The sequence below is a fragment of the Rhodococcus cerastii genome (genome assembly GCF_033042195.1).
Classification (GTDB): Bacteria; Actinomycetota; Actinomycetes; order Mycobacteriales; family Mycobacteriaceae; genus Rhodococcoides.
In genome coordinates this window covers 71,365-83,685 of record NZ_JAWLKF010000019.1, presented here as the reverse complement: position 1 = coordinate 83,685, position 12,321 = coordinate 71,365, and the positions used below count along the sequence as shown (strand labels likewise).

Here is a 12,321-nt window from a genome sequence, read left to right as displayed (position 1 = left end):
TGCTTTCACCAAAACAAAATATTTCGGCACTGACATTCATCGACACACTGTTGAGTTCTCAAAGAACACGCACACACTCACGACCCACAGACACACAGTCCGTCGGCCTCAAGGGCAACTGTTCCAGCCTATCCCAGCTTGGTCTCGGACACAAGGCCCGACTCTTGGGGGATAAAACCTGCCAAGCCACACGTCCAACCTCGTTCACCCAGTCCGTGAAGACCGGGTCGGTGTCCGTCGCTCTGACTCGACAAAAGTTACGCCACCAACCACACCAACGCAAATCGGCAGGTCGACCCATGCTCGCGGGGTATTCGCGCAGCTCGGCCCCGGGGCGTCGGGTCATCGCGCCCACTACACGCTGCAGGGTGCGCGTGTGATGCCAGCCACAGCCCGAACCTTCACTGCGGCAACATCGTTCACCCCCGAGTCGCGTTCCGACGCACACCGTCCACGTGCTCCGGCACCGCAATGTCCCCCGCGAGATCAGCGGCAGGTTCGGCGTCGCCGAGCGCCTCCCACACCGGAACAACTCCGGCCCATACGTCTCCCCGCTCGATGTCGAGGTCGTCGTCGACCGGTCCACCTGACCGCGACTTCACCGATGCCTCGTACATCGAAAGCGCCAGAACCGCGGTGGCTGCAAGCTCTTTCCGAGTATGTGAACGCAGGTGAATGCTTCTTCCGGGGACCACCTGGTCGACGATCGCGTCCAATGCTCGAATCCGTTCGTCGGTGTCCTCCACTCGGCGAGGTCGTCCGACCACGACGGCGCTTCGATAGTTCATCGAATGATGAAATGCCGATCGAGCCAGGACGAGCCCGTCGACGACAGTCGCAGTGACGCAGATGTCCTGATCCGGAGCGTCGATCATGCTGCGTGATGCCACTGATCCATGCAGATACAGCGTGCCTTCCCTGTCCGGACCGGCGGGATCCACGCCGAACACGGTAGGTACGACGCGCGGCACTCCATCCACGATCACGCCGATGTGGCATATGCGCGCCGAGCGCAGTACGTCGAGCAGCGCTGCGCGTTCGAGGCCGGCGCGATGCCTCCCCCGCATCACTACCGTTCGCGCTGTCGGGGAAAGAGGCACGTCGTCGACTGTCATGGTTTCCAGAATGCCGGGACGAGTGGCCTTTCGTCATGGTCCAATAGAGCTGCTTTTGTTCAGGCCACTTCGACGCGGATACCGAAAGAGACCACGACCCCATGCTTCCGATCTCCCTATCGATCACCATCGATCGCGCCGACGCTCGGACGTTGCCCGTCCAACTGGCGGATCGCATCCGGTCCGCAATCGACGACGGAGACCTGCAGCCCGATTCTCGATTACCCAGTACCCGAGCACTTTCCGTCGATCTGGGCATCGCGCGTGCAGTCGTGGAGAAGGCTTACGAACAGCTTGTCGCAGAAGGTTGGCTCGATGCCCGACGCGGTTCGGGTAACTATGTCCGACGCATCCCCCGCGCACCTCGATCGATTGCGATGGCGTCGAGCGCACACACCACACCACGAACACCCCCGCGGATATCTCTCCGTCCGGGAATCCCGTGGACTCCGCCCTCGGCATCCGATGCCTGGAAGCGCGCGTGGCGCGACGTCGGCAACACACCGCCTCCCGGCGACTATCCCGATTCCACCGGCACGCTCGAACTGAGGACTCGCGTCGCCGATCTACTCCGCCGCGCACGCGGACTGCACACCACACCGGGGTCGATCGTTATCACGACGGGCAGCATTCACGGCCTCGACCTGGCCCTGGGTGCGCTTTCCGCTGCCGAATCGGTCGAACACGTTCTGGCACTGGAGAATCCAGGCTACAAATCCGCCGCTGCGCTCGCGACACATCGCGGGTGGTCCTTGCACGACGTCCCCGTCGACCGCGATGGCCTGATCGTCGAACAACTCGACTCGACTCCCCCACGAACACCGGCCGTGTACGTCACGCCGTCGCATCAATATCCGACCGGCGCATTCATGCCCATCGGCCGTCGACGTGCGCTGGCGGACTGGGCTCACAGCAACGATTCCATGATCATCGAGGACGACTACGACTCCGAATTCCGTTACGGCGTAGCACCTTTGCCCACCGTGGCCGAACTCGCACCCGACCGGACCGTGTACCTCGGCACCGTATCCAAGACCCTCGGTGCCGGGATCCGTCTCGGCTGGATGGTGGCACCTCGGTCGATGGTCGACCGCATCTCGGCAACGCGCCGCGTGATCGGCGATCATCCCTCGGTTCCCGTCCAGCATGCGATGACGTCCATCTTGCGCGACGGCGAATGGGACAGAGCCGTCCGAACGGCCCGGCGGCTCTATCGAGCCCGCGACCGCCTGGTCGCGGCCGCGCTGGCCAGGTTCGGCGAACTTCGCGGAGTCGGAGCCGGCCTGCATACCGTGTTGATACTCGACAGTGCCGCAGCGCGCGACGTCGCTACCTCATGCGCCGCGAGGGGCGTGGACGTACCGACGCTCGAACACTCGACCCGCTCCCACACAGCCCGGGGTGGAATCGTCGTCGGATACGGATCCGTCTCCGACGACGAATTGGACTATGCGATAAGCATATTGGTCGAGGGGCTGGAAGCTACGCTGCTCAGCTGACCCGCTCGATACTGCCACCGAGTGCACTCAGGTTCTCGACGAATCGCGGATAGCCGCGATCGATGTGAAACACGTCGTGCACCTCCGTCGTACCGTCGGCCACCAGTCCCGCGAGAACCAAGCCGGCCCCGGCCCGAATATCGGAGGACCACACCGGTGCGCTGGACAGCTGTGGCACACCGCGAACCACGGCGTGGTGGCCGTCGGTGCGCGCGTCGGCCCCGAGCCTGATCATCTCCTCGACGAACCGGAATCGTGCCTCGAAGACGTTTTCGGTGATCATCGACGTACCGTCCGCGACTGTCGCAAGTCCGATTGCCATCGGCTGCAGGTCGGTCGGGAACCCCGGATACGGAAGCGTCGCAAAATTCACCGCGCGCGGTCGCTCGTGTTGCACGACGCGGAAGCCGTCGGGCTCGCTGGTGACCTCTGCGCCTGCGGACCTCAATTTGTCCAGCACCAACGACAGGTGCTTGGGGTTCACACCGCGGACTCGCACGTCCCCACGAGTCATGGCAGCAGCGATTCCCCACGTGGCGGCGACGATGCGATCGCCGATCACCCGATGGGTCGTCGGCTTCAGCGCGCTCACACCACGAATGGTCAAAGTCGAGGTGCCTGCACCGCGGACGTCGGCACCCATCTCGTTCAGCATGTTGCATACGTCGACGATGTCCGGCTCACGCGCGGCGTTGTCGATCACCGTCTCCCCGGTGGCCAGGACTGCGGCCATCAAGATGTTCTCGGTGGCACCGACGGACGGAAACGCCAGTCTGATGTTAGCGCCGCGCAATTCGTCTGCTTCCGCAACGACACATCCGTGTTGGATCTCGCTGCGTGCCCCGAGCAATTGAAGACCGGACTGATGCATGTCGAGGGGACGCGACCCGATCGCGTCTCCGCCCGGCAGTGCGACGACAGCTCTCTTGCACCGCGCAACCAGCGGCCCCAGCACGCACACCGAAGCTCGGAACTGGCGAACCGCCGCGAAATCGGCGTGATACTTCGGCATGGCCGGAGTGGTGATGTGAACGACCGATCCCTCCAACTCGACCTCACAGCCGAGCCCGCGCAACACCTCTGCCATCAGTGGCACGTCCAGGATGTCGGGGCAGTTGGTGATCGTGCTGGTGCCCTCTGCCAGCAGCGCTGCCGCCATCAATTTGAGGACGCTGTTCTTCGCACCACCGACCGCCACCTCACCGACGAGGCGATTTCCACCGTTGACCAAAAAGCGTTCACTCACCTCGACAGCGTAGCCAGCGGGACCGGCCGACACCCGCGCGGTACCGTAGCGCGCATGGCCGTCCACCTCACCCGCATCTATACGAGAACCGGCGACGACGGGACCACCGGGCTGAGTGATTTCTCGAGGGTGTCCAAGAACGACGAACGACTCATTGCCTACGCGGACTGCGACGAGACCAACGCGAGTCTCGGTGTGGTTCTCGCCCTCGGCAACCCGCCCGAATCGGTTCATTCGGTGATCCGCACCATCCAGAGCGATCTCTTCGACGCGGGGGCCGATCTGTCCACTCCGGTCGTCGAGAATCCGCAGTACCCGCCTCTGCGCATCGATCAGAGCTACGTCGACCGGCTCGAAGGCTGGTGCGACGAGTTCAACGAGGATCTCCCCGCACTGACGTCTTTCATTCTGCCGGGCGGAACGCCGCTGGGAGCGTTGCTACACGTGTCGCGAACGGTGGCCCGACGGGCGGAGCGGTCGGCATGGGCTGCGGTGCACGCTAGCCCGGAAACAACGAGTGCATTGCCGGCGAAATACCTCAACCGGCTCTCGGATCTGCTGTTCATTCTGAGCCGATACGCCAACCCCGAGGGCGACGTCCAGTGGGTTCCCGGGTCGAGCCGCGCCTCGAGCGACCCGACTACCGGCGACAGCTGATCAGGCCGCCGGTCGGCGGCGACGCGATCGGCCGGAGGGACGAGATTCGACCCAGGACAGGAAAGCGGTCAACGCACTTCTGTCGAGGGCGATCTCGAAATACTTACCATTGTCGGACAGTTCCAACACGGCGATGTCCGGTGTCATGATGTCGAACTCGGTGTCTCGTGGGGCTCGTCGATCACCCACATGAATGTCCTGCCTACCCAGCCGATGATCGGGGCCGGGGCGGAGACTGGACAGCTTGAAGAAAACGAGCGTGTTGTCTCCGTACCGAATGATGCCGTGACGCCAACCGGCACCACCGTCCGTCGGCAACACCCGCATGATCGCGGCGGTTCCCCCGCGCCGTAGAACCATCAGACGGTACGCAAAAGCCGCGACGAGCCCTGCGAGCAGCACAACCAGAATGATCAGAACAATCAATCCGTAGTGCATCGCAGGTCTCGTCGCGGCTTCTCGTGAACCTAGGACCGCTCGACAGCGCGGACACGACCCTTGGCCACAGCAATGGCCTCGAGGTCGTCGCCGTTCTCTGCCACTACAGCCCGTGCCGCCTCGACATCGATGTCGTCGGCGAAATCGGCCGATTCTGCCAGCACGGTGACCGTCTTTCCGGTCACCGACAGGAATCCACCGTGGACGGCTGCGATGAGCTTTTCGCCGTCCGTGGTCGTGATCGACACCGTGCCGCCCTCGATCAACTGCCCGAGGACAGGCTCGTGGCCCAGCATGATGCCGATCTCACCTTCGGTGGTCTGAGCGCTGACGATGGTCGCGGTACCGGACCACAGCTTTTGCTCCACAGCGACCAGAGAGACCTCCATGCCGCTCTTCTCGGAAGAAGTCACGTCGGTCTACTTTCCGGCCATCTTCTTCGCGGCTGCCTCGACATCGTCGAGACCACCACAGCTGTTGAAGGCCTGCTCGGGAAGGTGGTCGTACTCACCCTTGGTGACCTTGTCGAATGCCTCGATGGTGTCGGAGAGCGACACGACCGAACCGGCCTCGCCGGTGAACTTCTCGGCAACGATGAAGTTCTGGCCGAGGAACTTCTGGAGGCGGCGTGCGCGGCCGACCAGAACCTTGTCCTCTTCCTGAAGCTCGTCCATACCGAGGATGGCGATGATGTCCTGCAGCTCCTTGTACTTCTGCAGGATCCGCTTGACCTCGTTGGCGACGCGGAAGTGCTCCGCACCGACGATGCCGGGCTCGAGGATGCGCGAGGTGGAGCTCAGCGGGTCCACAGCGGGGTAGATACCCATCTGCGAAATCGGACGCGAGAGCTCGGTCGTCGCATCGAGGTGCGCGAACGTCGTGGCCGGAGCCGGGTCGGTGTAGTCGTCGGCGGGAACGTAGATCGCCTGCAGCGAGGTGATCGAGCGTCCACGGGTCGAGGTGATTCGCTCCTGGAGCTCACCCATCTCGTCCGCCAGCGTGGGCTGGTAACCGACGGCCGACGGCATACGACCGAGAAGGGTCGACACCTCCGAACCTGCCTGCGTGAAGCGGAAGATGTTGTCGATGAACAGAAGAACGTCCTGTCCCTGAACATCGCGGAAGTACTCCGCCATGGTCAGTGCCGACAACGCCACGCGCATACGCGTGCCGGGCGGCTCGTCCATCTGGCCGAAGACGAGGGCGGTGTCCTGGAGGACGCCCATCTCTTCCATCTCGAGGTGAAGGTCGGTGCCTTCACGGGTGCGCTCTCCGACTCCTGCGAACACCGAGGTGCCCGAGAACTCGCGTGCGATACGGGTGATCATTTCCTGGATCAGAACGGTCTTGCCGACACCGGCACCACCGAACAGACCGATCTTTCCGCCCTTGACGTACGGGGTCAGGAGGTCGATGACCTTGATGCCGGTCTCGAGGATCTCGGTCTTGCCCTCGAGCTGATCGAAGGCTGGTGGCTTGCGGTGGATGCCCCACTGCTCGCCGTCGCGGCCGAGTCCGGGGGTGTCCAGGCAGTCGCCGAGGGCGTTGAACACGTGGCCCTTGACGACGTCACCGACGGGAACCGAGATCGGCTTGCCCGAGTCGATGACTGCAGTGCCGCGGACGAGTCCGTCGGTGGGCTGCATCGAGATGGTGCGAACCAAGTTGTCACCGAGGTGCTGTGCAACCTCGAGCGTCAGGGTCTTGGCCACGGTCGGCAGAGTGATCTCTGCGTTGAGGGCGTTGAACAGTGCGGGAATCGAGCCGCGCGGGAACTCGACGTCCACAACGGGGCCGATGACCCGAACGACACGGCCGGACTGAGTGTCCGCTCCGCTCGCGTTCTCTTGGGCTACTGCTGCGGTCATTGCTTAGTCACTTCCTGCGCTGTCGGCCAACGCGTTGGCGCCACCGACGATTTCGCTGATTTCCTGGGTGATCTGGGCCTGCCGAGCCTGGTTGGCCTGACGGCTCAAGGTCTCGACCAATTCGTTCGCGTTGTCCGTCGCTGCCTTCATGGCGGTACGACGCGCCGCGGACTCCGACGCTGCTGCATCGAGCAACGACGCATAGATCCTGGTGCTGATGTACTTGGGCAGCAGCGCCGAGAGCAGAGTTCCCGCTTCCGGCTCGAACTCGTACTGTGCCTGCACATCTGCGGTCGGTGAGTCGCTCAGCGCATCCGCACCCATCTCGAATTCCTCGTCTGTGTACGAGATTTCGAGCGGTGCCATACGGCGAACTTCGGGCTTCTGCGTGAGCATCGACACGAAGCGGGTGTAGACGATGTGCAACTCGTCCACGCCCTCGACGGTGCCTTCACCGTTGGGAGCCTCGACCTTGGTGCCCGAGCCGGCCATGAACAGTTCGACCAGGTGCCTACTGGCCTTGGCCGCGTCGGCGTATCCGGGCTCCTGAGAGAAGCCCGTCCAGGCACCCTTCACGTCCCGCTCACGGAATGTGTAGTAGCCCAGGCCTTTTGCGCCGAGGACATAGATGACCGGATCCTTGCCCTCGGAGCGGAGCAGCTGGAACAGCTCCTCCGTCTCCTTGAGCACGTTGGAGTTGTAGCCGCCGCACATACCGCGGTCGCTGGTCACGACCAGAACCGCGGCACGCTTGGGCTCGGGTCGCTCGTTGAGCAACGGGTGATCGAGCGAGCTCGATGCACTCGCCAACGCGGAGAGCACCTTGGTGATCTCTTCCGCATACGGCTTCGATGCGGCAACGCGGGCCTGAGCCTTGGTGATTCGCGATGTCGCGATCAACTCTTGTGCCTTGGTGATCTTCTTGGTCGAGTTGACCGACTTGATGCGGGAGCGAAGCTCGAGAATGCTTGCCATCTAGCTGTTCACGCTCCCTTCTGTGCTCGTCTTGGCATCTGTCATCGCAGGCCTACTTGCTGACTGTCTTGCGAGTGACGTTGACCTGCTCCTGGCTGACCTCGTCGGCGTTCAGTTTGTCTGCCTCGGCCTCGTTGACGACGCGGTTGCCGTCCGAGTCGACGAATCCGGCCTTGAACTTCTCGGTCGCCTCGGTCAGTGCCTTCTGGTTGTCCTCGTCGAGAGCCTTGCCACCGGCAATGCTGTCGTAGACGCCGCTGGCGTTGCGGTGCAGGTCCTCGAGCAGCTCGGTCTCGAAGCGACGCACGTCGCCGACGGGAACCGAGTCGTACGTTCCCTGCCCTGCGAGCCAGATCGAGACGATCTGATCTTCGACGGCAACCGGGGCGTACTGATCCTGCTTGAGCAGCTCGACCAGACGTGCGCCGCGCTCGAGCTGAGCCTTGGAGGCCGCGTCGAGGTCGGACGCGAACGCAGAGAAGGCTTCCAGCTCGCGGAACTGCGCGAGCTCGAGGCGAAGAGATCCGGAGACCTTCTTCATGCCCTTGGTCTGTGCCGCGCCGCCGACTCGGGACACCGAGATACCGACGTTGATCGCGGGACGGACGCCCTTGTTGAACAGGTCCGACTCCAGGAAGACCTGGCCGTCGGTGATGGAGATGACGTTGGTCGGGATGTACGCCGAGACGTCGTTGGCCTTGGTCTCGATGATCGGCAGAGCCGTCAACGATCCGCCGCCGAGCTCGTCGGACAGCTTCGCCGAACGCTCCAGCAGACGGGAGTGCAAGTAGAAGACGTCACCGGGGTATGCCTCGCGGCCCGGCGGACGACGCAGCAGCAGCGAGATGGCGCGGTACGCCTCGGCCTGCTTGGTCAGGTCGTCGAACACGATGAGGACGTGCTTGCCCTGGTACATCCAGTGCTGGCCGATGGCCGAGCCGGTGTACGGGGCGAGCCACTTGAAGCCGGCCGAATCGGACGCGGGAGCCGCGACGATGGTCGTGTATTCGAGTGCGCCCTGCTCTTCGAGTGCAGCCTTGACGCCTGCGATCGTCGAGCCCTTCTGGCCGATGGCGACGTAGATGCAGCGAACCTGCTTCTTCTCGTCGCCGCTCTCCCAGTTGGCCTTCTGGTTCAGGATCGCGTCGATGCAGACCGCGGTCTTGCCGGTCTTGCGGTCGCCGATGATGAGCTGACGCTGGCCGCGGCCGATCGGGGTCATGGCGTCGATTGCCTTGATACCGGTCTGCAGCGGCTCCTCGACGGGCTGACGCTCGAGCACCGAGGCAGCCTGCAGTTCGAGGGCGCGGGTCTCGGAGGACTCGATGTCGCCGAGGCCGTCGATGGGCTTGCCCAGGGGGTCCACGACGCGGCCGAGGTAGCCGTCGCCCACGGGGACCGACAGCACGTCTCCGGTGCGCTTGACTTCCTGGCCTTCTTCGATGTGCTCGTAGTCACCGAGGATGACGGCACCGATTTCGGTGGCATCCAGGTTCAGCGCGACACCGAGGACTCCGCCGGGGAATTCCAGGAGTTCGTTGGACATCGCCGACGGCAATCCGGACACGTGAGCGATTCCGTCGCTCGTGTCCGTAACCGTGCCGACCTCCTCGCGGGAAGACTCCGGTGAGTAGCTCGCGGTGAAGTTATCGATCGCGCTACGGATCTCGTCGGAGGAGATCGTCAGCTCCGCCATAGTGTTTCCTGCTCTTCCTTCAAATGATCGCGGGGTGAAATGTCTCGAAAGTCGAGACGCTTCTTCTCGTTACTGTGTCCGTGTCGGACTATTTGAGCGTCTTTCGCAATGCAGCGAGGCGGCCTGCCCCGCTACCGTCGATGACCTCGTCGCCGATACGAACGACAAGTCCGCTGAGCAGTTCGGTATCGACCTCTACATGCACCGTGACCTGCTTGCCGTACGTGCGGGTCAAGGTGGCCGTCAGCTTCTCGAGCTGACTGTCGCTCAGTGGTGCTGCGCTGCGGACGTGGGCAACCGCGCGGTCGCGCTGCTCGGCGGCCAGATCGGCCAGTCCGTTCAGTACGTCGGCGGGAGCAGCCTTTCGCGGACGCGTCACAGCCTGAACTGCAAGCGCCTCGGTGACCGCGGTGACCTTGCCGTAGAGCAGGCGACCGAGCAGTTCACGCTTGGCCTGCGCGGGCTTCGAGCGATCCGAGAGGGCCTGCTCGAGCTGCGGGTTTCCTGCCACGATCCGCCCGAGGCGGAACAGCTCGTCCTCGACCGTGTCCAACTGATCCTGATCGGCCGCGGCGCGAAGCAGAGCTTCACGTCCCAGCTCGACCAGCGAGTTCAGCAGGTCGCGAGCGGTGGACCAGCTTTCGCCGGCAGCGGCCTTGACGATCGTCGCCGTTGCACTCGACACCTGGCCGGAGAAGACCTCTCCGGCCAGATCGCTTCGCCGAACGCCCTCGACCGACGAGTCGGCGAGAGCGGTACGCAACGTGCGCTGCGCGTCGAGGGTCTCGACGACGGCGAACAACTCGGCACCGGTCTGAGCAGCGACGGCTGTTGCCTCGCCTGCCGACGCGGACCCCAGAGCTTCGTGGGCAACCGACCGCGTGCGGGCGAGTGCCTCACGAGAAGTTGCGTACATGGTTCGACTCACTTTCCGGATGCGGAGTCCGCGGTGACGGAATCCAACTCGTTGAGGAAGCGATCGATCGAACTGGAACGCTTCGCGTCGTCGGACAACTGCTCTCCGATGACCTTCTCAGCGAGTTCGACGGCCGTGCGTCCCAGATCTCCCCGAAGTTCGGTGACGATCTGCTGACGCTGAGCAACGAGCTGATTGTGACCTGCGGCCACGATCCGGTCGCTTTCTTCCTGCGCCTTTTCCTTCATCTCGGCGAGAATCGCCTGCCCCTGGGTACGCGCTTCCTCACGGATCTGCGCGGCCTCGGAACGGGCGTCGGCCAGCTGAGCGTGGTACTGCTCGAGAGCAGCCTTGGCCTCTGCCTGTGCCTCTTCGGCCTTCTTGATTCCGCCTTCGATGAGCTCGGAACGCTCAGCGAGAACCTTGGTGAAGCGCGGCACCACGTACTTCCAGAAGAGGAAGCCGATTGCCGCGACACAGACGATCGACCAAACGATGTCGTAGGTTGCGGGCAGAAGAGGGTTGTACTCCTCCCCCTCCGCCGCCAGCAACGTAATCGCGTTTGTCATCGCGCTCTCAGAGAATGAAGCCGGCGACGAGGCCGATCAGGGCGAGGGACTCGGTGAATGCGATGCCGAGGAACATGGTGGTGCGGAGCTGACCGGCCAGCTCGGGCTGACGAGCGGTTGCTTCCATGTTCTTGGCGACGACGAGGCCGAGGCCGATGCCGCCGCCGATGGCTGCGAGGCCGTAGCCGATGGCGCCGTATCCGCTTGCGGTGATTTCCTGCGCCTGGGCCAGAACTTCAAGGCTCATTGGGTTTTCCGTTCCCTTTCTTCGGTCCACATCCGGGTGTCGGAGGTGGCGGTGTAGCTGGTTCGGTCAGTTGGTCGGTCAGTGCGAGTCGGCGTGCAGCGACAGATCGATGTAGATCGCCGTGAGCAGCGCGAAAATGTAGGCCTGGAGGAAGATCACCAGCATCTCGAACATCGTGAACAGGAAGCCCATGATGAGCGAGGGTGCTGCGAAGATCTTCAGCCCGGCCGACGCCTCGAAGAGGAAGAACTGGGTCGCGCTGAAGAACAGCACGAGCATGATGTGGCCGGCCAGCATGTTGGCGAGCAGACGCACCGTCAGTGTGAACGGACGGAGTACGAAGTTCGAGACGAACTCCAGCGGGATCAGCAGCACGTGCATCGCCGGCGGAATGCCCGGGATGACGATGGTGCCCTTGACGAACTTCCCGACACCGAACTTCTTGACACCTGCGTAGATGAACGCGACGTACGCGACCGCAGCGAGCACGATCGGTAGACCGATGCGGGCATTCGACGAGATGTTCAGAAACGGAATGACAGCGCTCGCGTTCACCGCGAACACCGTGAAGAAGATGGTCATGATGACGGGCAGGAATCGACGACCCTGTTCTTTACCGAGCACATCTTCTGCGACGTGGATCCGAACGAAATCGAGAGCGATCTCGCCGACGTTCTGAAGACCACGCGGAACGATCTTCGGGCTGCGGAGGGCAACCACCATGAAGATGATCAGAATCGCCGACATCAGGATGCGGATGAGCATCAGCCTGTCGAGCTCGAACGGGGTCCCCTCGAACAGCACCGCGGGAGGAAAGAAATCGGATAGTGACGGCGGACTGTATTCCGCAGCCAGGGTGGTGACGCTCAGCGGTCTCTCCCGTGTTCGGGCCGCAGCCGGGTAACGACTGCGGTTCGATCGGACAATGACGATCTATCAAGTCGACGAAAATCGGCTCGCAATCGTCAGAGGCTGAGGCCCGGTCTTCATCGGCCAAGCGTCTGTCGGGTGTCGGCGACTCACGTCGACTCGGCAACTCTCAGGGCGGAACCTTACGTTGCCGAAGTCGATGACTCCGGGCCTACTGTAAGGAAG

At 63.2% G+C, this 12,321-nt stretch carries 13 protein-coding genes; 2 read left to right on the top strand and 11 right to left on the bottom strand.

Going from position 1 to position 12,321, the window contains the following annotated elements:
- Nucleotides 1-419 precede the first annotated feature (419 nt).
- The gene (locus R3P93_RS23125) at nucleotides 420-1,115 is read right to left on the bottom strand and encodes a pyridoxamine 5'-phosphate oxidase family protein (protein ID WP_149408021.1); all 696 of its coding nucleotides are present in this window, start codon (nucleotides 1,113-1,115) and stop codon (nucleotides 420-422) included.
- Nucleotides 1,116-1,216: 101 nt separating this feature from the next.
- Here R3P93_RS23125 and pdxR point away from each other — a divergent pair, with 101 nt between their 5' ends.
- The gene (gene pdxR, locus R3P93_RS23120; RefSeq protein ID WP_317534213.1) at nucleotides 1,217-2,614 is read left to right on the top strand and encodes a MocR-like pyridoxine biosynthesis transcription factor PdxR; all 1,398 of its coding nucleotides are present in this window, start codon (nucleotides 1,217-1,219) and stop codon (nucleotides 2,612-2,614) included.
- Here pdxR and murA read toward each other — a convergent pair.
- Entirely contained in the window at nucleotides 2,607-3,860 is a 1,254-nt protein-coding gene (murA, locus tag R3P93_RS23115; protein WP_094614651.1) for a UDP-N-acetylglucosamine 1-carboxyvinyltransferase, read from the bottom strand. The genes pdxR and murA overlap by 8 nt on opposite strands.
- 54 nt (nucleotides 3,861-3,914) lie before the next feature.
- Here murA and R3P93_RS23110 point away from each other — a divergent pair, with 54 nt between their 5' ends.
- Nucleotides 3,915-4,517 (top strand): cob(I)yrinic acid a,c-diamide adenosyltransferase, encoded by a 603-nt coding sequence (locus R3P93_RS23110; protein ID WP_269595650.1) that lies wholly within the window; start codon nucleotides 3,915-3,917, stop codon nucleotides 4,515-4,517.
- Here R3P93_RS23110 and R3P93_RS23105 read toward each other — a convergent pair whose 3' ends face one another.
- From R3P93_RS23105 to atpB, 9 genes are all read right to left on the bottom strand, one after another.
- Nucleotides 4,518-4,955, bottom strand: coding sequence for a DUF2550 domain-containing protein (locus R3P93_RS23105; protein WP_068048245.1), 438 nt, complete (start codon nucleotides 4,953-4,955; stop codon nucleotides 4,518-4,520). It lies immediately after the preceding gene.
- Nucleotides 4,956-4,984: 29 nt separating this feature from the next.
- Entirely contained in the window at nucleotides 4,985-5,344 is a 360-nt protein-coding gene (locus tag R3P93_RS23100; protein ID WP_037193376.1) for a F0F1 ATP synthase subunit epsilon, read from the bottom strand.
- A 30-nt stretch (nucleotides 5,345-5,374) separates the two neighbouring features.
- A complete protein-coding gene (gene atpD / locus R3P93_RS23095; protein ID WP_094638681.1) occupies nucleotides 5,375-6,823 on the bottom strand; it encodes a F0F1 ATP synthase subunit beta in 1,449 nt (482 codons plus the stop codon).
- Nucleotides 6,824-6,826: 3 nt separating this feature from the next.
- Nucleotides 6,827-7,798, bottom strand: coding sequence for a F0F1 ATP synthase subunit gamma (locus R3P93_RS23090; RefSeq protein WP_317534212.1), 972 nt, complete (start codon nucleotides 7,796-7,798; stop codon nucleotides 6,827-6,829).
- Between the two features lie 52 nt (nucleotides 7,799-7,850).
- Nucleotides 7,851-9,494: a F0F1 ATP synthase subunit alpha gene (atpA, locus tag R3P93_RS23085; protein WP_283347896.1), complete on the bottom strand. Its 1,644-nt coding sequence runs from the start codon at nucleotides 9,492-9,494 to the stop codon at nucleotides 7,851-7,853.
- An 88-nt stretch (nucleotides 9,495-9,582) separates the two neighbouring features.
- Nucleotides 9,583-10,410 carry a F0F1 ATP synthase subunit delta gene (locus tag R3P93_RS23080; RefSeq protein WP_149408026.1) on the bottom strand — a complete coding sequence of 276 codons (828 nt, stop codon included), beginning with the start codon at nucleotides 10,408-10,410 and terminating at the stop codon, nucleotides 9,583-9,585.
- Nucleotides 10,411-10,418: 8 nt separating this feature from the next.
- On the bottom strand, nucleotides 10,419-10,979 hold the full coding sequence (locus tag R3P93_RS23075; RefSeq protein WP_032393521.1) for a F0F1 ATP synthase subunit B: 561 nt from the start codon (nucleotides 10,977-10,979) through the stop codon (nucleotides 10,419-10,421).
- A gap of 7 nt (nucleotides 10,980-10,986) precedes the next feature.
- A complete protein-coding gene (locus tag R3P93_RS23070; protein WP_008715092.1) occupies nucleotides 10,987-11,226 on the bottom strand; it encodes an ATP synthase F0 subunit C in 240 nt (79 codons plus the stop codon).
- Between the two features lie 78 nt (nucleotides 11,227-11,304).
- Nucleotides 11,305-12,030, bottom strand: a complete 726-nt coding sequence (atpB, locus tag R3P93_RS23065) for a F0F1 ATP synthase subunit A (RefSeq protein ID WP_032393520.1) — start codon at nucleotides 12,028-12,030, stop codon at nucleotides 11,305-11,307.
- Between the last annotated feature and the right edge of the window lie 291 nt (nucleotides 12,031-12,321).